This window comes from Kitasatospora sp. NBC_00039, assembly GCF_045160625.1.
GTDB lineage: Bacteria > Actinomycetota > Actinomycetes > Streptomycetales > Streptomycetaceae > Kitasatospora.
This window is the reverse complement of record NZ_CP108289.1, coordinates 4872125-4891822: the sequence shown is the minus strand read 5'-3', so window position 1 is coordinate 4891822 and position 19698 is coordinate 4872125. Positions and strand designations below refer to the sequence as shown.

The following is a 19698-nucleotide window of genomic DNA, read 5'->3' as shown; positions in this document are numbered from 1 at the left end:
GTCGGTGCGGGTCCCACGCGTCGGTGCGCGTCAGCCGGTGAGCGCGGCCTTCACGGCGGCGGCCACCCGGCCGCCCTCGGCCAGGCCGTCCACCTTCGGCTTGACCAGCTTCATCACGGCGCCCATGCCCTGCGGCCCGGTCGCGCCGCTCTCGGCGACGGCGGCGGCCACAATCGCCGCCAGCTCCTCGTCGGAGAGCTGCTTGGGCAGGTAGCCGGCCAGCACCTCGCCCTCGGCCCGCTCCCGGGTGGCCTGGTCGGTCCGACCGGCACCGTCGAACGCCTCGGCGGCCTCCCGGCGCTTCTTCGCCTCACGTGCGAGCACCTTCAGCACCTCGGCGTCCGACAGCTCCCGCTTGGCCTTGCCCGCAACCTCCTCGCTGGTGACAGCGGAAAGCGTGAGCCGAATGGTGGACGAGCGCAGCTCGTCCCGGTCCTTGATGGCAGCCGTGAGGTCCTCCTGCAGCTGCTCCTTGAGCGTGGTCATGGCCCTGAGTCTCCCACCTGCGGCGTTCGGCTGCCCGCCATTAACGCAAGGGGCATTTCCGGGTACCGGGACTTTTCCACCATCGGGTAACTACTTATAGTGGTTACATGACTGCTGTCGAGGAGCCCTGCGCCGGGCTGGTCCTGCACTCCCCCGAGGGGACGCGGTACCTCTTCGACCCCGGGGCGCTCTGCCTGGAGCTCCTCACCACCGGCGGCCCCGGCGCGTACGCACGGTACGAGGTCCTGCACCGGCCCCGGGACCTCACGGACTGGCTCGGACAGTCCCGGCTGCGGCTTCCCACCGGCACGCACGTCGGCATCAGCCCGGAGCAGCTGGCCGCCGTACGGACCCTGCGGGACGCGCTCCGGCGGCTCGCGACGGCTCGCGCGCACGGCGGGACGGGGGCGGCCGCGGACTACGCCGAGCTCAACCGGGCCGCCGCCCACCCGCCGCTGGTCCCGCAGATCGGCTCGGACGGCACCGCGGCACCACCGCTGCCGGCCGACGGGGACCAGCTCGCCTCGACCGTCGCGCGCGACGCGATCGCCCTGTTCACCGGCCCGTACGCGGACCGGGTCCGCGAGTGCGGCGCCCACGACTGCTCCCTGATCTTCGTCGACACCTCACGCCCCGGACGACGGCGCTGGTGCTCGATGGAACGCTGCGGCAACCGCCACAAGGTCCGGGCACTGCGGGCCCGGCGTGACAGGGCCGACGACCGGACCGCCGACCGGGCCCCCGACGATCCCCGCTGACCTCGCCGACGGGCACCGTGCTCCGGTTCCACCGGGAGCGGCCCGACGACCCCGTGGAACGCGCCCGGCAGCGTGAGCACCGGCGCGCCGCACCGACCCCGTCGCCGCCGAGCCCGCGCCGCACCGGGGGCGTACGGAGTAAGCCGGCGTGTCCCTCCGCACCGCCCGGACGTTCACCGGCTGATCCGCCGTCTGAGAGCATGGAGCGATGCGACCGCTGTACTCCGTCCCCCTCGGAATCGCCGCCACCGGCGCCGCCTGCCTCGCCTACTCCGTCGGGTACGAGGTCCGTTCCTTCCGGCTCCGCCGGGTCGACATCCCCGTCCTGCCCCGGGGCGCCCGCCCCATCCGCGTCCTCCAGGTCTCCGACATCCACATGGTGAGCGGACAGGGCAAGAAGCAGCGCTGGCTGCAGAGCCTCGCCGGCCTGCGCCCCGACCTGGTGGTCAACACCGGCGACAACCTCTCCGACCCGCTCGGCGTCCCCGCCACGCTCGACGCGCTCGGACCGCTGATGGAGTTCCCCGGCGTCTACGTCTTCGGGTCCAACGACTACTACGGCCCGGCCCGCAAGAACCCCGCCCGCTACCTCCAGGCCATGCGCAGCGGCGCCCACGGCATGAACAACCCCGACGGCACCGCGCGGCGCGGCATCACCGGCGCCGTCCACAACCCGTGGGAGAAGCTGCGCGACGGCTTCGACGCGGCCGGCTGGCTCGACCTCACCAACGCCCGTGGCCGGCTCGCCATCGGCGGCCTCGACCTCGAGTTCACCGGCCTCGACGACCCGCACATCCGCCGCGACCGCTACAGCGAGGTCGCCGGCGGCCCCTCCCCCGACGCCGACCTCTCCCTCGCCGTCGTGCACGCGCCCTACCTCCGCGTCCTGGACGCCTTCACCGCCGACCGCTACCCGCTGGTCCTCGCCGGCCACACCCACGGTGGCCAGCTCTGCGTCCCCTTCTACGGCGCCCTGGTCACCAACTGCGACCTCGACGCCAAGCGGGTCAAGGGCCTCTCCACCCACCAGGCCGGCGGCCGCCGCTCCTACCTCCACGTCTCCGCCGGCTGCGGCACCAACCGCTACACCCCGGTCCGCTTCGCCTGCCCCCCCGAGGCCACCCTCCTCACCCTCACACCCGCCCCCTGACCTGCACCGGACGCCCGCCGGGAATCGGATTTCGTCTCTCGGCGAGCGTCCGGTAGAGTTCTACTCGTCGCGAAGGAGACGGAGCGACAAACAGCAGGACCGGGGTGTGGCGCAGCTTGGTAGCGCGCTTCGTTCGGGACGAAGAGGCCGTGGGTTCAAATCCCGCCACCCCGACCCAGTAGTACGGATCAGGGCCCTATCGGAGAAATCCGGTAGGGCCCTGATCCGTTGTGCGTGACCACCTGCGTGACCGCCTGCGTGACCAAGGCTCAGGATCCCGCGCGAACAGGTCGTCCATGACGGTCGCTCCGGTCCGGATCACCGGGCGGATGTGCTTCCGGTGGACCTCTTCGGTCACGGCGGTGCTGGAGTGGCCGACCGGTCGGGAGATCTCCTCCAGGGGCACGCCTTCGTCCGAGAGCAGGGCCGCCCCTTCCGGAACACGTGGCCCCAGGTCAGTGCCCGCAGTTCCGACTGCGTCACCTGGCCGTGGAGATTCCACCACACGCGCGGCAGCGTGCAGCCGATACCAGGGCCCAGGCTCTACCGTCGACGTAGTTCGGTTCCCGTACGACCCAACAGACGTCGGAGTTCGGTATGGCCAGCTATGAAGCACACGCCCAGGCTGCGAGCGACATCTTGGCGCGGATCAAGCTCACCGGGATGCAAGCCACCAACGAACTACGCGCACAAGTCGCACAGGTCGAAGCCCTGCTGGCGCTCGCCGCAGCCGTGGCCGGCCGCCGGACGGAAGCTCCGTACCCGCCCCACGGGACCACCGACTCCCGCTGACACGAGCCGCCGCCCTCCAGCGCGGGCGTGTGCGACAGCACCCTCGCGTGACCGACCGCGCCACAACTGCCCCGGGCTTCGGCGTACGTCCATGGGCGCCCGCGGACTGTCCGTGCAGGTCATCGACGCTCCCCCTCCACCTCTCCCGACCACCCGAGTTGCTTCGGCACCGCAGGCGTTCCCGCGATCGAGGCCGCCCGCCGGGGCCGGAACTGGTCGGCTCCTGACGTTCGCGAGCCGACGGCGTTCGCGGGCACAGCCCGCCCGGTCACTTCGCGTCAGCCCGGGCCGCACGCGCACCGGTTTCTCCGCCAAGGCGGCGGCTGCCAACTGGTCGGCATGCGCGGGCCGGCGCCCGCGTCGGTGGTGTTCCGGGGGCGAATAACATTGAGGTCGTTCTTTTTTGTCTGTTGGACCTTGGGAGCCACCGGTGGCGAGAGCCCAGCAGGACCGGGCCGTACGCACGCGCGAGACGATTCTGCGGGCCGCCGCCCACGTCTTCGACGAGTTCGGGTTCAACGGGTCGAGCGTCAGCCGGATCATCGCCAGGGCGGGGACCACGCAGGGGGCGATGTACTTCCATTTCAGGTCCAAGGAGGAGCTGGCCAAGGCGGTCATCGACGAGCAGGCGTCGGACCTCGAACTCCCGACGGAGGCGACCGGGTTGGGCCAGCTCGTCGCCCTGAACCTCTATCTGGCCGATGAGTTGAAGGCGAACGTACTGCTGCGCGCGGGCGTGACCCTCGCCGTCGAGCAGGGGCAGCTCGGGCTGCGCGAATTCGGACCGTACGAGATGTGGGCGGACCAGTTCCGCGCGGAGCTGGAGGCCGCGCGACAGGCGGGCGAGCTGCTGCCCGGCGTCGATGTGGCGGAGGTCGCGCAGCTCCTGGTCGCGGCGTACACCGGCTCGCAGATCATGTCCCACCTGCGGAGCGATCGGGCCGACCTGCCGGAGCGGATCGTCCGGCTCTGGTGGTACCTGCTGCCCGGCATCGCCACTGCGCCCACCGTGGCATCGCTGCGGGCCACCCTCGCCGCGCACGCGAACCGGGCCTGAGCGGAGGGGCCGCCGGCCCCCGGCCCCTCGGGTCGGTGCCGCTCGGGTCGGTGCCGCCTCAGAACAGCGCCGGGAGGTCCGTCCGGGAGGCGATCCCGAGCTTGGGGTAGGCCTTGTAGAGGTGGTGGCCGACGGTGCGGGGGCTGAGGAAGAGCTGTGCGGCGATGTCGCGGTTGGTGAGGCCCCGGGCGGCGAGCCGGGCGATCTGGAGCTCCTGCGGGGTGAGCGCGGTGAGCGCGCCCGCGGGGGCGTCGGCCGGGGCGGGGGCGCTGGTGCCGGTGGCGGTGAGTTCGCTGCGGGCGCGGTCGGCCCAGGGGCGGGCACCGAGGAGTTCGAAGGTCTCCAGGGCGGCGCGCAGGTGCGGGCGGGCGTCGGTGCGGCGGCGTTCGCGGCGCAGCCACTCGCCGTAGAGGAGCGCGGTGCGGGCCTGCTCGAACGGGCGGTGGGTGCCGTCGTGCAGGTCGAGGGCGGCGAGGTAGGCGGATTCGGCGAGTTCGTCCGGGCCGAGCAGGGCCTGGCAGCGCAGCCGTAGCGCCTCGGCCCACGGCACGCCGGCGGCGCGGGCCCAGCGGGCGAACCGCTCGTACGGGCCGGCGGCACGCTCGGGGGTGCCGAGGCGGACGGCGGCCTCGACCAGGTCGGGGACGGCCCGGGTGCCGCTGACGTGGTGCCGGTAGGGGCCGGTGGTGAGGGCCTGGAGCCGGTCGGCGGCGTCACCGGCCCGGCCGTGGCCGAGGTCGAGCAGGCCGAGCGCCCACTGGGCCCACGGCTCGCCGGGGGCGGGGGCGGCGGTGCCCGCCGTGCTGCCGGCCGGCGCCGTCGTGCTCGGCGCCGTCGTGGTCGGCCTCGTCGTGGTCAGCGCAGTCGCCGTCCGTGCCTTCGCGATGAGCGTCGTGGTCTGCCCAGCGTCGCCGGCGAGCGCGGCCAGGCAGGCGAGCAGGGCGCTGAGCTGGCTGACCCACTGGTGCTGCCCGGTGTCGCGGGCGAGGGCGAGCGCCTCGGTGGCGGTGACCTCGGCGTCGCGGTGGCGGCCGTGGAACAACTCGGCCTCGGCGAGGAAGAACTGGAGCGTGGGCAGCACGCCGACGGTGCCCTTGGCGCGGGCCTCGGCGACGAGTTCGGCGGCGAGCTCGACGGTTTCGGCGTCCCGGCCGAGGATCAGCGTCGCGCCACAGAGCTGGACCAGGTCGCTCGGGGTCTCGGCGCCCGCCCGGCGGGCCGCCGCCGCGGTGTCCCGGGCGGCGGGCAGCGGCACGGCGGGGCGCCCGAGGGCGGGCAGGACGGCGGCGGGCAGGTGCCGGGCGAGCGGGGTGAGCGGGTCGTCCTCCGGGAGTTCGGCCAGGACGACGGCGAGCCGGTCGAGGACGGCGACCACCGGCTCCTCGCCCGCGTACCAGGCGGCGTGGAAGGCCTGGAACAGCATCCGGGCGGCGTGCGGCGGCTCGATGCCGGTGCCGGCGGCGTCCAGCAGCAGGCGGTAGGCGGTGGGGTAGGAGCCGCGCCAGAAGTGTGCGGTGGCCCGGACGTGGTCGAGCAGGGCGTGCGCGAAGACGTTGTCGGTCCGGGCGCCGGCCCGTTCGGCGAGCGCCTCGGCCTGCTCCAACTTGCCTTCCTCGGTGGCGGCTTCGGCGGCCAGGACGAGCCGACGGGTGGCGCCGTCGCGGTCGGGGGTGAGGCGGGCGGCGCGTTCGTACGCGGCGGCGGCGCCGCCGTGGCCACCGCGGGCCTCGGCGCGGAGGGCGGTGCGTTCCAGCGCGTCGGCGAGTTCGGCGTCGGGTGCGGTGGCGGCGAGGGCCAGGTGCCAGGTCCGGCGGTCGCCGTCCTCCAGCGCCTCGCCGAGAGCGCGGTGGACCGTCAACCTCTGTTGCAGTGGAGCGCGTTGCAGGATGGCGGCGCGCAGCAGCGGGTGTCGGAAGGCGAGCCGGCGCTCCGCGTCGACGGCCACCAGGCCCGACTCCTCGGCGGGGGCGAGGTGTTCGGCGGTCGCGCCGAGGGCGGCCGCGGCCGCGAGGACGACGTCGAGGTCGCCGTTCTCCTCGGCGGCGGCGACCAGCAGAAGGTTCTGGGTGGCCGGTGGCAGGCCGGTGACCTGGCCGTGGAAGGCGATCTGCAGGCGGCTGGTGAGCGGCAGCGCACCGGGGGCGGAGTCGGCGGCCTCCTCGACGGTGGCAGGCAGTTCGGTGAGCGCCAGCGGGTTGCCGGCGGCCTCCGCGAGCAGTCGGCGGCGGACTCCGCCCGCAAGCCCCAATGCCGCTCGGGAGTCGAGGAGTTGCGCGGCCGCCGGCTCGGCGAGGCCGGCGAGCCGGAGTTCGGGCAGGCCCGCGAGCGGCAGGGCGCCGACCCCGGGGCCCGTCGCACCCCCGGGGCCCCCGCTGCCCGCGGCACCCCCCGACGCGCCCGCGTCGCGAACGGCGAGCAGCAGGGCGACGCCCTCCGCCTGGAGCCGGCGGGCGGCGAGCAGCAGCGCGTCCAGCGAGGCCCGGTCCAGCCACTGCACATCGTCCACGATGCACAACAGAGGCTGTTCGGAGGCCAGTTCGGCGAGAAGTCCGAGGGTGGCGAGCCCGGTGAGCAGCCGGTCGCCGGGCGCACCGGCGGGCGCCGCGTCGTCGCTCAGGCCGAACGCGCCTTCCAGGGAGCGCCGTTGCGGTCCGGGCAGCGCGGCGAGCCGGTCCAGGCCGGGTGCGAGCAGCAGACTCAACCCGGCGAACGGGAGTTCGGCCTCGTACTCGACGCCCGTGACCCGGACCACCCGGAACGCGTCGCCGGCCGACGCCGCCGCGTACTCCAGCAACGCGGTCTTGCCGATGCCCGGCTCGCCGCGCAGCACCAGCACCCCGCTGCGGCCGTCCCGCGCCCCGTCGAGCAGCGCGTCGACGACGGCCTGCTCCTGTTCCCGCCCGTAGAGCATCCCCATCCTCCGACCCTACTGGCGCGACCTACCTACGTCCTTGCGCGTCCCTGTACCTATCCGTGACAGATTCGCCCGCCGCCCGCCGCCCGTACCTTCATGACCAGCGGGAACGACCCGCCGAACAGCCCAGCGGAACACGGGAGAAGACCATGACCGACGTCCGGCAGACCAGCGTCCAGGCGACCGACCTCCAGCAGCTCGCCGAGCGCTACCTCGCCGTCTGGAACGAGACCGACCCGGCCGCCCGCCGCAAGCTGATCGACGAGGCGTGGGCCGAGGACGGCAGCTACACCGACCCGCTGGCCGCCGTCACCGGCCGGGACGGCGTGGACGCCCTGATCGGCGCCGCCCAGGCACAGTTCCCCGGCCTGGAGTTCACCCTCGGCGCGGTCGACGCGCACCACGACATCGCCCGCTTCACCTGGAACCTCGGGCCGGCCGGCGAGGAGCCGCTGGTGATCGGGTTCGACGTCCTGGTGGCCGGCCCGGACGGCCGGATCGCCTCGGTGTTCGGCTTCCTGGACCGCGTCCCGGGAGCCTGAGCCGGCGCCGGGCAGTCGCCCCCCGCACGACCGGGCCCCGGGCCGGACCGACCGCAGAGCCGGCCCGGCCGCCGGGCCGCCGAGCCGCACGGGCGGGCCCCGACCCCGGGCCCGCCCCGCCGACCCCGTGAGGAGCACCCCAGATGAGCACCGCCCTGCCCACCCGTACGGCCGCCCCGAAGGCCCGGCAGGCCCCCACCGGGACGGGATCCTCCACCCGGGGCCTGCTGCCAGTGGTCCTGACCGCCACCTTCATGACCGCCCTCGACGTCTTCGTCGTCAACGTCGCCGTCCCCTCCGTCCAGGCCGACCTGGGCGCCGGCCCCTCGGCCGTCCAGTGGGTGATCGCCGGCTTCAGCCTGGCGCTCGCGGCCGGCCTGATCACCGCCGGCCGGCTGGGCGACCGCTACGGCCGGCGCCGGGTGTTCGCCCTCGGCCTGGCCCTGTTCACGCTGGCCTCGGCCGGCTGCGGCCTGGCCCCGACGGCGGCCGCCCTGGTCGGCGCCCGGGTCGCCCAGGGCCTGGCGGCGGCGCTGATGGGTCCGCAGGTGCTGGCGATCCTGCGGACGGCGTTCAGCGGCGCGGCGCAGGCCCGGGCGTTCGCGATGTACGGGCTGACGATGGGCGTCGGCGCGGTGTTCGGCCAGCTGATCGGCGGGGTGCTGATCCGGGCGGACCTCTTCGGGCTGGACTGGCGCAGCTGCTTCCTGATCAACCTGCCGGTCGGCCTGGCCGCGCTGGCGCTGGTCCGCCGCTGCCTGCCGGAGTCCCGCGCGCCGCAGCGGCCCGGTCTGGACCCGGTGGGCGTGCTGCTGGTCACCGTCGCACTGACCGGCCTGGTACTGCCGCTGATCCAGGGCCGCGAGCAGGGCTGGCCGCTCTGGACCTGGCTCTGCCTGGCCGGCTCCGTCGCGCTGCTCGCCGCCTTCGCGGTGCACCAGCACCGCTCCCGCGCCACCGGCTCGCCGCTGGTCGACACCCGGCTGTTCCGGACCCGCTCGTTCGCCGCCGGGCTGCTCGCCCAGCTCGCCTTCTGGCTCGGCCAGTCGTCGTTCTTCCTGGTGCTCGCCCTCTACCTGCAGCCCGGCCGGGGCCTGGACGCGCTCGGCGCGGGTCTCGTCTTCACCGCGATCGGCGTCGGCTACCTGCTCACCTCGACCACCGCGCACCGCGTCGCCGCCCGCCTCGGCCGCCAAGCGGTCGCGCTCGGCGGTCTGCTGATGGCGGCCGGGCTGGGCCTGCTCGGCCTCGCCGTGCACACCGCCGGGACGACCGGCAGCGTCTGGTGGCTGGCGCCGGGCCTCTTCGTGGACGGTCTCGGCATGGGCCTGGTGATCGCGCCGGTGACCTCCGCGGTGCTGGCCGGGGTGGAGCCGCAGCTGGCCGGGTCGGCGGCGGGGGTGGTGGCCACCGTCCAGCAGGTCGCGGGCTCGCTCGGGATCGCGCTGATCGGCATCGTCTACTACGGCGCCGCCGACCCGGCCGTCGCCTTCGGCCGGAGCCTGGCGGTGCTGACGGCGCTGGAGCTGCTGCTGGCGGGTCTGGTGCAGCTGCTGCCCCGCCGGGCGGCCTGAGGGCCGGGCGGACGAGACCGCCGCACCGCCGGGTAGGCCGAGGGCCTGACGGACGAGACCGCGGAGCTGCCGGCCGGGCCGAGGGCCGAGGGGCGGCGGCCGGCGAGGAACAGCAGGGCGGGTGGGCCTCCGGGCCCACCCGCCCGTTCCGTTCCCTCCCCCCGATCGGGTTGGATGGGCGGATGAGCGAGGAGAAGAGCGCCGTACCGGCGTGGGAGCAGCGGTTCAGGGCGGCCCGGGTTTCCCTTCCGGACTGGGCGGAGGACGCCCCCGACCGGGCGCTGTACGTGTCCAACGCGACCGGCACCTACGAGGTGTACGCCTGGGACCGCGCCGACGACACCCACCGCCGGGTGACCGACCGCCCGAACGGCACCACCGACGCCGAGCTGTCCCCCGACGGCACCTGGGTCTGGTGGTTCGACGACAACGACGGTGACGAGTTCGGGATCTGGCGCCGCCAGCCCTTCGCCGGCCGGCCCGACGGCGCGGAGGGCCCCGACGAGGAGGCCGTGCCCGGTCTGGCCGCCTCCTACTCGGCGGGCCTGGCCCTCGGCCGGGACGGGACGGTGGTGGTCGGCCGCTCCACCGACGAGCACGGCACCACCCTGCACCTGCGCCGCCCGGGCGCGGCGGAGGCGGTGGAGATCTACCGGCACGAGGAGTACGGCGGCGTCGGCGACCTCAGCTACGACAGCACGCTGCTCGCCATCGACCACACCGAGCACGGCGACGCGATGCACTCGGCGATCCGGATCGTCCGGCTCACGGACGGCGCGACCGTCGCCGAGCTGGACGAGGTCACCGGCCGCGACGACCCGCGCGGGGTCGCCTGCCTCGGGTTCGCCCCGGTCGAGGGCGACACCCGGCTGCTGGTGGCCCACCAGCGCACCGGCCGCTGGGAGCCGATGATCTGGGACGTCGCCACCGGCGCCGAGACCGCGCTGCCGCTCCGCGACGAGCAGGGCCGCGAGCTGCCCGGCGACGTCTCCGCGCAGTGGCGGCCGGGCGCGACCGCGCTGCTGGTCGAGCACGAGTACGAGGCGCGCAGCGAGCTGTTCTCGTTCTCACTGGAGGAAGCCCCAGGCGATGGCGGCCGCCTGACCCGGCTGGAAACCCCGCGCGGCACCGTCGGCGGCGCCACCCCGCGCCCGGACGGCACGGTGGAGTTCCTCTGGTCCTCCGCCGCCGAGCCGTCCGCCGTCCGCTCCACCGCCGGCACGGTCGTGCTGCGGGCCCCCGGCTCGGTGCCGCCCGGTTCGGTGCCGGTCGAGGACGTCTGGGTGGACGGTCCCGGCGGGCGGGTGCACGCGCTCGTCCAGCGGCCCGCCGGGGCCGGCCGGGGCGACGGCCCGTTCCCGACCGTCTTCGAGATCCACGGCGGGCCGACCCACCACGACAGCGACTCCTTCGCCGCCGGGCCGGCCGCCTGGCTGGACCACGGCTTCGCGGTGGTCCGGGTCAACTACCGAGGCTCCACCGGCTACGGCCAGGCCTGGACGGACGCCCTGCGCGAGCGGGTCGGCCTGATCGAGCTGGAGGACATCGGCGCCGTCCGCGAGTGGGCGGTGGCGAGCGGGCTCGCCGACCCGGGCCGGCTCGTCCTCACCGGCGGCTCCTGGGGTGGCTACCTCACCCTGCTCGGCCTCGGCGTGCAGCCGGAGAACTGGTCGCTCGGCGTCGCCGCCGTCCCCGTCGCGGACTACCTGACCGCGTACGACGACGAGATGGAGGCGCTGAAGTCGCTCGACCGCACGCTCTTCGGCGGCACCCCGCAGGAGGTGCCCGAGCGCTGGACGGCCTCCTCGCCGCTCACCTACGTCGAGCGGGTGCGGGTGCCGGTCTACATCAGTGCCGGGGTCAACGACCCGCGCTGCCCGATCCGGCAGATCGAGAACTACGTCGAGCGGCTGGAGCAGCTCGGCAAGCCGCACGAGGTCTACCGCTACGACGCCGGGCACGGCTCGCTGGTGGTGGAGGAGCGGATCAAGCAGCTGCGGCTGGAGATCGACTTCGTCCGGCGCCACCTCGGCGCGGACGCCTCCGGGGAGAATCGGGCCGAGGGGGCGGCGGACGCCGCGCCGAGGGACGGGGGGACCGGGTGAGACGTCTGCTCGCGATCGTGGGGGTGGGGGTGGCCGGGGCCCTGGTGCTCACCGGCTGCTCGGGTCAGGACAGCGACAGCGGAGCGGCCTGCCCGCCACCCGCGTCGCCGTCCACGCAGCCGACGGCGTCGGCCACGTCCCCGGCCACCGCTTCGGCCTCGGGTTCGGCCACCGCTTCGGCTTCGGTCAGGGCGTCGGCCTTCGGGGGAGCGACGACGGGCGGCGCTCCGGCGGGAAGCCTCGCCCTGCAGGCCGCCTACCGCACGGTCGAGGCCGGCAAGCCCGGCGAGGGCGACGACGGCGTGGTCGTGCTCGCCAAGTCCGGGTCGAAGTCGTCCGGGTCGAAGGGCTCGAAGAGCTCCAAGAGCGGACGCAAGGTGCGCCACCACACCGACCACGACGATGACGACGACAACGGCAGCGGGAACGGCAACAACAGCAGGCGGTGCGACCCGCCGCCGTCGGGTTCGCCGTCCTCGTCTCCGTCCGGTTCGCCGTCCCCGTCCCTGTCGGCCACACCGGCGAAGCCTCCGACACCGTCCCGGCCGGTGGTTCCGTCCGTGCCGCCGGCGAAGCCGACACGCTGAGGCCCCGCCGACGGGGCTACTCCAGGACCGGGTCCAGCCCGAGGGCCCGGTCCTGCTCGGCCTCCGCCTCGCGGCGCGCCAGGCGGAACCACATGAAGACGACGAAGCCCCCGAAGACGAACCACTCCAGCGTGTAGCCCAGGTTCTGGAACGCCCGCAGGGTGAGCCCGTTGCCGCCCTGGGGCTGCACGGTCGGCACCGTGGTCAGCCCGGCCGGCGCCGCGTCCGCGGACACCCAGCCGTCGTACCAGCCGTCGTAGGAGAGCTTGTTGACCAGCGCCGCCTGGTTGATCGTGCCGAGCTGTCCGGCCGGGAGGCCGCCGGCCACCGCGCCGTTGCTGCCGCTGGTCTCGCCGGCCTGGAGCCGCCCGGTCACCGTGACCTCGCCGGCGGGCGCCGCCGAGGCGGTGGTGGTGCCGCCGGCGGCGGGCGTGCCCGGCGCCCAGCCCCGGACGACGGCGACGGTCCGGCCGTCCCCGGTGCGCAGCGGGGTGAGCACGTAGTAGCCCTGCTTGCCGTCCAGCACCCGGTTGGGGACGAGCAGTTGGTGTTCCTGATCGAAGGTGCCGGACACCGTCACGGCCCGGCCGACCGTGTCGGTGGTGACCTGCGGCCGGTCGGCGCCGAGCAGTTCGCCGAGCGGCCTGGCCGTACCGGCGTCGTCCACCGACTTGCTGATCTCCTGGTGCGAGGAGATCTTGTCCTCGAACCGGCCGAGCTGCCAGGTGCCGAGCCAGACGCACACCGCCACGGCCGCGACGGCCAGCGCGGTGCCGCTCAGCCAGCGCGGAGTGAGGAGGAACCGGTACACACCCCCACGGTAACCATTCCTCACGCCCCTCCCGACCACAGGGGTCCGCCGGCCGCCCGAGAAGTCGGCCGGGCCGACTTCCTGTGCGCGGGGCGCGCCAGGTGCGCCCGGGGTTCAGCCGGCCGACGGGGAGGTGGGCGCGTTGGGCGCGGGCGGGGCCTGGAGGGGTTGGGGGGCGGTGCGGTAGACGGTGCCCGCGCAGGCGCCCGGGAGGCCGGCCGTCGCGGTGGACGGGCTGCCCGGGGCCGGCGTGTGGGCGAGGGTGACGGTGGGCGGCGGCGCGCTGGGACCGGTGGTCGGGGTGGCCGTGGGGCTCGTGGCCGTGGTCGGGCCGGCCGTCGGCGTGGTCGTCGCCGGGGGCGCGGCGCTGGATGCCCCCGAGGAGCCGGCCGCCAGGCCCGGACCACCCGGACCACCCAGACCGCCCGGACCGCCCGGACCGCCCGGACCGCCCGGACCGCCCGAGGCTCCGACCTGCGCGCCCGAGGTGCTGCCCTGGCCCGACCCGGCCGCCAGGGCCGATCCGCCCTGGCCGGCCGTCGCGCTGGGCGAGGAACCACCCGGGGCGGGGCAGCCGCCGGCGTCCGGCACCCAGCCGAAGTCCACCCGGTACCCGGTCCGCGGCGCCAGGAGCAGCCCCTGGACGGCCCCGTCCACGGCGGCGGCCGAGGCGCCGGCGCCCGTTCCGGCGGCGGGCAGGCCGGTCGCCGGGTCGCCGGCCGTGTGGTCGGTCACCCGGATCCGGGCGGCGTCCGTCCCGGTGACGGCGATGACGGAGACCGCGCCCGGGCCGCCGAGCCGGCAGGCTTGCCCGGAGGTGTTGAGCACGGTGAAGTATCCGTAGATCCGCCCGTCGGCGTCGGCGGTGCCGACCTGGGCGGTGCCCTGCCCGAGGTCGCCGCGGGTGCAGAGCGGCACCAGCACGCCGCCGCCGGTGCTGGGCGCGGTGGCGGGGGTGACCGCACCCGGGCCCGCGTCGGGAGTGGTCGCCCCGGGGCTGGGCGAGGCGCCGGCGGAGCCGGACGGCCCGGCGCCGGGGCCGGTCCCGCTCGTGCCGGCGTGCGGCGTCTGGTTCGGGCCGGCCGGCTCGCCGACGGCCGTGGTGCCTCCGGTCGAGGCGGAGGTCGTCCCGCCCTGGGCGCTCGGCGAGCCGGGGCCGCCGGAGAGGTCCAGGTGGTCGGTGTCGTGCAGGGTGGGCAGCGCGATGGCAAAGGCGAGCGCCAGTGCGGCGGCGCCGGTCCAGGCTCCGCGTACGGCGGCCCGCCGGCGGGGTACGGCGCGGCGGATGTGGTGCAGTCCGCCCGGGGCGGGCTGGAGATCGGACACCGCGCGTTGCATCAGTTCGCGGACCAGCCGCTCCTCGGCGTTCAGCCCGTCCGCGCCGGGCCTGCCCGGGTTCAGCCCGTCCGCGCTGGGCCCGCCCGGGTTCGGTCCGCCCGCGCCGACCAGGCCTCCCCTGTCGTCAGCCATGCCCGGCCTCCATCTGGACCCGCAGCGCGGCCAGCCCCCGCGAGCCGTACGCCTTCACCGAACCGAGCGAGATGCCCAGGGTCTCCGCGACCTGCGCCTCCGTCATGTCCACGAAGTAACGCAGCACCAGAACCTCCCGCTGACGGCGTTGCAGACCCCGTAGCGCGGCCTTCAACTGATCGCGCTCCAGCGCATCGTAGGCGCCTTCTTCTGCACTGGCCATGTCAGGCATGGGCTTCGGCAGCAGCCTCAGGCCGAGGATCCGGCGCCGCAGGGTGGAGCGGGACAGGTTGACGACGGTCTGCCGCAGATAGGCGAGCGTCTTCTCGGGCTCGCGAACCCGGCGCCGGGCCGCGTGGACCCGGATGAACGCCTCCTGGACCACGTCCTCACACGTCGAGAGGTCGTCGAGGAGCAACGCCGCCAACCGGAGCAGCGAACGGTAGTGGGCCTGATAGGTCTCGGTGAGCAGATCCTCGCTGGTGCCCGCGCTGGTACCGGCACCGGAGTCCGCCGGGCCGGGTGCGACCGCCGTCATCTGGCTATCTTCCGGCCTATCCGCAGGCCACTGGGCGCGAGGAGGGAACGTCACCGCGACCGTTGCCGAGATGCCCGCCCCTGCTCCCACCATCACGTTCGCCACGCCCGTTGGACACTCGATCCCCTGTCATGGTTGCCCAGCCCACGGGACATTCTCGCCCATGGGCCGAAGCCGCCTCCAGGGGATTCGGGCGGATTCCGTGAGCGGGCTGTCCGGATACTGGGTCGGCCCGTCCGGACAGCTTCGGCCGGTCCACCCCAAACCGGACGAAACACCGGCCGAGAGCGCCAGGGCGGAAGGCCGGAAGGCCGGACGAAGCGTCGGACGGAATGCCGACGCAGCGTCAGCGCGGAACGCCGGCGGCGACGTCAGCCGGGCAGCTCGCCCGCGACCAGTTCGGCGATCTGCAGGGCGTTGAGCGCCGCGCCCTTGCGCAGGTTGTCGCCGCAGAGGAAGAGGTCCAGCGCGGCCGGGTCGTCCAGCGCCCGGCGGACCCTCCCGACCCAGACCGGGTCCGTCCCGACCACGTCGTTGGGAGTGGGGAACTCGCCCGCCTCCGGGTCGTCGTAGAGCACCACACCGGGGGCGTCCCGGAGGAGTTCCTGGGCGTGCTCCTGGGTGACCTCGCGCTCGAAGACGGCGTGCACGGCGAGCGCATGGGTGCGCACCACCGGGATGCGGACGCAGGTCGCGGAGACCTTGAGGCCCGCCAGGCCGAGGATCTTGCGCGACTCGTCACGGATCTTCAGCTCGTCGGACGACCAGCCGCCGTCCATCAGCGAGCCGCTCCACGGCACCGCGTTGAGCGCGAGCGGGGCGGCGAACGGGCCGTTGTCGGCGATCACCGCGCGGAGGTCGCCGGTGTGCTCGCCCACCTCGGTGCCGGCGACCAGCCCGACCTGCTCGCGCAGCGTGTCCACGCCGGCCCGGCCCTCGCCGGAGGCGGCCTGGTAGGAGGCGACGACGAGTTCGCTGAGCCCGTACTCGGCGTGCAGCGCGCCGAGCGCCGCGATCATCGTGAGGGTGGTGCAGTTGGGGCCGGCGACGATGCCGCGCGGGCGCATCCGGGCCGCGGCCGCGTTGACCTCGGGGACGACCAGCGGAACGGCGTCGTCCATCCGGAACACCGCGGAGTTGTCGACCACCACGACGCCCTTGGCGGCCGCGATCGGCGCCCAGCGCGCGGAGACCTCGTCGGGTACGTCGAACAGGGCGACGTCGATCCCGTCGAAGACCTCCTCGGCGAGCGGGAGGACCTCGACGGGCTCCCCGCGCACGACCGGCTTGCGGCCGGCCGAGCGCGGGGAGGCGACGAGGCGCACCTCGCCCCAGATGTCCTGACGGAGTGAGAGCAGGCCGAGCAGTACCTCGCCGACCGCGCCGGTGGCGCCGACGACGGCGAGGTTCGGCCGCCGGGTCATCGCCCGGTGCCGCCGTAGACGACCGCTTCGTCCGACTCGCTGTCCAGCCCGAAGGCGCTGTGGACGGCGCGCACGGCCTCGTTGACGTCGTCGGCACGGGTGACGACCGAGATCCGGATCTCCGAGGTGGAGATCAGCTCGATGTTGACGCCGGCCTCGGAGAGCGCCTCGAAGAAGGTCGCGGTGACGCCCGGGTTGGAGCGCATGCCGGCGCCGACCAGGGAGATCTTGCCGATCGCGTCGTCGTAGCGCAGCGACTCGTAGCCGATGCCCTCCTTGACCCGGCCGAGCGCGTCGATGGCCTTCTGGCCCTCGCTCTTCGGCAGGGTGAAGGAGATGTCGGTCAGGCCGGTCGACGCGGCGGAGACGTTCTGCACCACCATGTCGATGTTGACCTCGGCGTCGGCGATGGCGCGGAAGATGCGCGCCGCCTCGCCCGGCTTGTCCGGCACGCCGACGACCGTGACCTTGGCCTCGGAAGTGTCGTGGGCGACTCCGGAGATGATGGCCTGCTCCATCTCGCCCCCTTCGGGCTTGTTCGGGTTGTCGTTGCTGACGATCGTCCCGGGAAGGCCCGAGAAGGACGAGCGTACGTGAATCGGGATGTTGTAGCGCCGCGCGTACTCCACGCAGCGGTCGAGCAGCACCTTGGAACCCGACGAGGCCAGCTCCAGCATGTCCTCGTACGCGATCCAGTCGATCTTGCGAGCCTTCTTCACCACGCGCGGGTCGGCGGTGAAGACGCCGTCCACGTCGGTGTAGATCTCGCACACCTCGGCCCTGAGCGCCGCGGCGAGGGCGACGGCGGTGGTGTCCGAGCCGCCGCGGCCGAGCGTGGTGATGTCCTTGCTCGTCTGCGAGACGCCCTGGAAGCCGGCCACGATCGCGATGTTGCCCTCGTCCAGGGCGGTGCGGATGCGCCCCGGCGTCACGTCGATGATGCGCGCCTTGTTGTGGACGGAGTCGGTGATGACACCGGCCTGGCTGCCCGTGAAGGACTGGGCCTCGTGACCCAGGGATTTGATCGCCATGGCCAGCAGGGCCATGGAGATGCGCTCTCCAGCGGTCAGCAGCATGTCGAACTCACGGCCGGCAGGAATGGGTGACACCTGCTCCGCGAGTTCGATGAGCTCGTCCGTCGTGTCGCCCATCGCGGACACCACGACGACGACCTCATGGCCGGCCTTCTTGGTGTCGACGATTCGACGGGCCACGCGCTTGATGCCCTCGGCATCCGCAACGGATGAGCCGCCGTACTTCTGCACGACAAGGCCCACGTGCGCTCCTCGACTTGTGTCGTTTCCGGGGGCCCGGGGCCCCCGCACCCCCGGGTGGCGGGGGTTGTGCGGTCCGCGCCAGTCTACCGAGCAGGGGTGCCGCGACTGTCGCTTTCCATATGATGAGACGCCCGTTTCAGCAGGTGGGCGGCGGTACGGGACGGGACACCGGCAGGTCTGCGGGGTATCCGGGGCGGCCCCGGAGAATCGGCGGACGAACGGACGGCGGCCCCGGGGTTTTCCCTTCCGGCCTCGGAACCTGAGGCGTGCGTCACAGTCCGCCCTCCGCTGCCGCGGCCCTACCGTCCGAGACCGAGCTCGGCGGCCATCAGGTCACCGGCCTGCTGCTCAAGCTGCTCGTCGGTGAGCCCGTCGTCGTCGGTGTCCGCACCGTCCGGCACCGCCCCGATCGGGCTGTCCAGCCGGACGTGGGCGATCAGCGACTGCAGCGCCCGGAGCACCGCCGAGCAGGTCGTGCCCCAGTTGGAGAGGTACGAGAACTGCCACCACCAGAGCGCCTCGCTGACCCGCCCCTCGCGGTAGTGGGTGAGCCCGTGCTGGAGCTCGCTGACCACGCCGGCCAGGTCGTCCGAGATCCGGAACGCGTTCGGCTTCTCCGGCGGCCCGTACGGGTCGAAGACCTCGTGGTAGACGTCGATCGGCGCCAGCAGCTCGGCCAGCCGCTCCCGGAGCTGCTCACCGTCCGGCTCCGGCCCGGCGTCGGGCTCGAACCGGTCCTCGGGGACGACGTCCTCGATGGCGCCGAGCCGGCCGCCGGCCAGCAGCAGCTGCGAGACCTCCAGAAGGAGCAGCGAGACCGCACTGCCGGGCTCGTCGCCCTTGGCGACCTCGGTGACGGCGAGCACGAAGCTCTCCACCGAGTCCGCGATCTGCACCGCGAAGTCGTCCGGCTCCGAGCCGTGCGCGTGCATGTGCGGGGCGTGCCGGTCCTGCTGCGGGTCGGCCGGGTGCGGGCCGGCCTGGTGGGGGCCGCCCTGGTGGGGCGTGTGGGGCTGCTGGTTGAGCGTCCGGTCAGACATCGAGCAGTCGTCTCCCTTCGAAGGCGCGACCGAGGGTGACCTCGTCCGCGTACTCCAGATCCCCGCCAACGGGCAGACCGCTCGCCAGCCGGGTCACCTTCAGGCCCATCGGCTTGCAGAGCCGGGCCAGATAGGTGGCGGTCGCCTCCCCCTCCAGGTTGGGGTCGGTGGCCAGGATCAGCTCGGTGACCGTGCCGTCCGCGAGGCGCGCCAGCAGCTCGCGGATCCGCAGGTCGTCCGGGCCGACGCCCTCGATGGGGCTGATCGCGCCGCCCAGCACGTGGTAGCGGCCGCGGAACTCGCGGGTGCGCTCGATGGCGACGACGTCCTTGGACTCCTCGACCACGCAGATCACCGCGAGGTCGCGGCGCGGGTCGAGGCAGACTCGGCACTGCTCGGCCTCCGCGACATTGCCGCAGACCGCGCAGAACCGGACCTTGTCCTTGACCTCCAGCAACGCGTGCGCCAGCCGGCGCACGTCGGTGGGGTCGGCCTGCAGGACGTGGAAGGCGATCCGCTGCGCGCTCTTGGGCCCGACGCCGGGCAGCCTGCCCAGTTCGTCGATCAGGTCCTGAACCACGCCCTCGTACACGTCGCGCCTTCCGTCGGGTTGGTCGGTCTCGGCCGGTCGGTGGGGCACCCGCGCGAGGTACTCCGGTGCCATCATCCAACGAATCGGGCGCCGGGCGCACCGCCCGACGCCCTACTCCCGCATAAATCACACAGGTCTGTCGCCTGACCTTCAGACCATCATGACCTCGGACTTTCCCGACCGCTCGGGGAAGTTCCGCAGGTCAGAACGGCAGACCCGGGATGCCGCCGCCCAGGCCCTGGGTCAGCGGGCCCATCCGCTCGGCCTGCATCTTCTGCGCGGACTGGTTCGCGTCCCGGACCGCCGCCAGGATCAGGTCGGCCAGGGTCTCGGTGTCCTCCGGGTCGACGGCCGCCGGGGCGATGGTCAGCGCCACCAGCTCACCGGCACCGGTCACCGTGGCCTCGACCAGGCCGCCGCCCGCCGAACCGTTCACGTGCGTCTCGGCCAGCTCCTGCTGGGCCTTGGCGAGGTCCTGCTGCATCTTCTGCGCCTGCTTGAGCAGCTGCTGCATGTTGGGCTGGCCACCACCGGGGAACACGGCTCACTCCCTTGCGTTCGGGTTTCGTCTGCGTCGTCGC

Annotated in this window: 18 protein-coding genes and 1 tRNA gene; 8 read left to right on the top strand and 11 right to left on the bottom strand. The window is 74.1% G+C overall.

Annotated features, from left to right (window positions below; genetic code table 11):
- Positions 1-30 precede the first annotated feature (30 nt).
- The gene (locus OG286_RS21695) at positions 31-486 is read right to left on the bottom strand and encodes a GatB/YqeY domain-containing protein (RefSeq protein ID WP_405360384.1); all 456 of its coding nucleotides are present in this window, start codon (positions 484-486) and stop codon (positions 31-33) included.
- A gap of 107 nt (positions 487-593) precedes the next feature.
- On the opposite strand from OG286_RS21695, the gene OG286_RS21690 reads away from it, so the two are divergent.
- The 5 genes from OG286_RS21690 (at position 594) to OG286_RS21670 (ending at position 4243) form a co-directional block, all read left to right on the top strand.
- Complete coding sequence (locus OG286_RS21690) at positions 594-1244, top strand: CGNR zinc finger domain-containing protein (protein ID WP_396324008.1); 651 nt, start codon at positions 594-596, stop codon at positions 1242-1244.
- Positions 1245-1452: 208 nt separating this feature from the next.
- The gene (locus OG286_RS21685; protein ID WP_396324009.1) at positions 1453-2394 is read left to right on the top strand and encodes a metallophosphoesterase; all 942 of its coding nucleotides are present in this window, start codon (positions 1453-1455) and stop codon (positions 2392-2394) included.
- 100 nt (positions 2395-2494) lie between these two features.
- Positions 2495-2568, top strand: a tRNA-Pro gene (locus OG286_RS21680).
- 423 nt (positions 2569-2991) lie between these two features.
- Positions 2992-3186: a hypothetical protein gene (locus OG286_RS21675; protein ID WP_405365706.1), complete on the top strand. Its 195-nt coding sequence runs from the start codon at positions 2992-2994 to the stop codon at positions 3184-3186.
- Between the two features lie 430 nt (positions 3187-3616).
- Positions 3617-4243: a ScbR family autoregulator-binding transcription factor gene (locus OG286_RS21670; protein WP_396324011.1), complete on the top strand. Its 627-nt coding sequence runs from the start codon at positions 3617-3619 to the stop codon at positions 4241-4243.
- Positions 4244-4301: 58 nt separating this feature from the next.
- Here the strand turns inward: OG286_RS21670 and OG286_RS21665 are convergent, their stop codons facing one another.
- The gene (locus OG286_RS21665) at positions 4302-7160 is read right to left on the bottom strand and encodes an ATP-binding protein (RefSeq protein ID WP_405365705.1); all 2859 of its coding nucleotides are present in this window, start codon (positions 7158-7160) and stop codon (positions 4302-4304) included.
- 146 nt (positions 7161-7306) lie between these two features.
- Here OG286_RS21665 and OG286_RS21660 point away from each other — a divergent pair, with 146 nt between their 5' ends.
- From OG286_RS21660 to OG286_RS21650, 3 genes are all read left to right on the top strand, one after another.
- Positions 7307-7699 carry a nuclear transport factor 2 family protein gene (locus OG286_RS21660; protein ID WP_405365704.1) on the top strand — a complete coding sequence of 131 codons (393 nt, stop codon included), beginning with the start codon at positions 7307-7309 and terminating at the stop codon, positions 7697-7699.
- Between the two features lie 143 nt (positions 7700-7842).
- Positions 7843-9273 (top strand): MFS transporter, encoded by a 1431-nt coding sequence (locus OG286_RS21655; protein ID WP_396324014.1) that lies wholly within the window; start codon positions 7843-7845, stop codon positions 9271-9273.
- 182 nt (positions 9274-9455) lie between these two features.
- Positions 9456-11378, top strand: coding sequence for a prolyl oligopeptidase family serine peptidase (locus tag OG286_RS21650; protein ID WP_396324015.1), 1923 nt, complete (start codon positions 9456-9458; stop codon positions 11376-11378).
- A gap of 256 nt (positions 11379-11634) precedes the next feature.
- Here the strand turns inward: OG286_RS21650 and OG286_RS21645 are convergent, their stop codons facing one another.
- The 9 genes from OG286_RS21645 to OG286_RS21605 form a co-directional block, all read right to left on the bottom strand.
- Entirely contained in the window at positions 11635-11895 is a 261-nt protein-coding gene (locus tag OG286_RS21645) for a hypothetical protein (protein WP_396324016.1), read from the bottom strand.
- Between the two features lie 86 nt (positions 11896-11981).
- A complete protein-coding gene (locus OG286_RS21640; protein ID WP_396324017.1) occupies positions 11982-12776 on the bottom strand; it encodes an SURF1 family protein in 795 nt (264 codons plus the stop codon).
- A gap of 114 nt (positions 12777-12890) precedes the next feature.
- On the bottom strand, positions 12891-14246 hold the full coding sequence (locus OG286_RS21635; protein WP_405365703.1) for a hypothetical protein: 1356 nt from the start codon (positions 14244-14246) through the stop codon (positions 12891-12893).
- Entirely contained in the window at positions 14239-14784 is a 546-nt protein-coding gene (locus OG286_RS21630) for a SigE family RNA polymerase sigma factor (protein WP_360181438.1), read from the bottom strand. Before OG286_RS21630 ends, OG286_RS21635 begins: the two co-directional genes overlap by 8 nt.
- A gap of 371 nt (positions 14785-15155) precedes the next feature.
- The gene (locus OG286_RS21625) at positions 15156-16208 is read right to left on the bottom strand and encodes an aspartate-semialdehyde dehydrogenase (RefSeq protein ID WP_396324019.1); all 1053 of its coding nucleotides are present in this window, start codon (positions 16206-16208) and stop codon (positions 15156-15158) included.
- A complete protein-coding gene (locus tag OG286_RS21620) occupies positions 16205-17485 on the bottom strand; it encodes an aspartate kinase (RefSeq protein ID WP_396324020.1) in 1281 nt (426 codons plus the stop codon). The genes OG286_RS21625 and OG286_RS21620 overlap by 4 nt, the downstream gene beginning before the upstream one ends.
- Positions 17486-17784: 299 nt before the next feature.
- The gene (locus OG286_RS21615) at positions 17785-18417 is read right to left on the bottom strand and encodes a DUF5063 domain-containing protein (RefSeq protein ID WP_405366073.1); all 633 of its coding nucleotides are present in this window, start codon (positions 18415-18417) and stop codon (positions 17785-17787) included.
- Positions 18418-18517: 100 nt separating this feature from the next.
- The gene (gene recR, locus OG286_RS21610) at positions 18518-19117 is read right to left on the bottom strand and encodes a recombination mediator RecR (protein WP_148644037.1); all 600 of its coding nucleotides are present in this window, start codon (positions 19115-19117) and stop codon (positions 18518-18520) included.
- A 202-nt stretch (positions 19118-19319) separates the two neighbouring features.
- The gene (locus tag OG286_RS21605) at positions 19320-19658 is read right to left on the bottom strand and encodes a YbaB/EbfC family nucleoid-associated protein (RefSeq protein ID WP_396324022.1); all 339 of its coding nucleotides are present in this window, start codon (positions 19656-19658) and stop codon (positions 19320-19322) included.
- Positions 19659-19698: the final 40 nt, after the last annotated feature.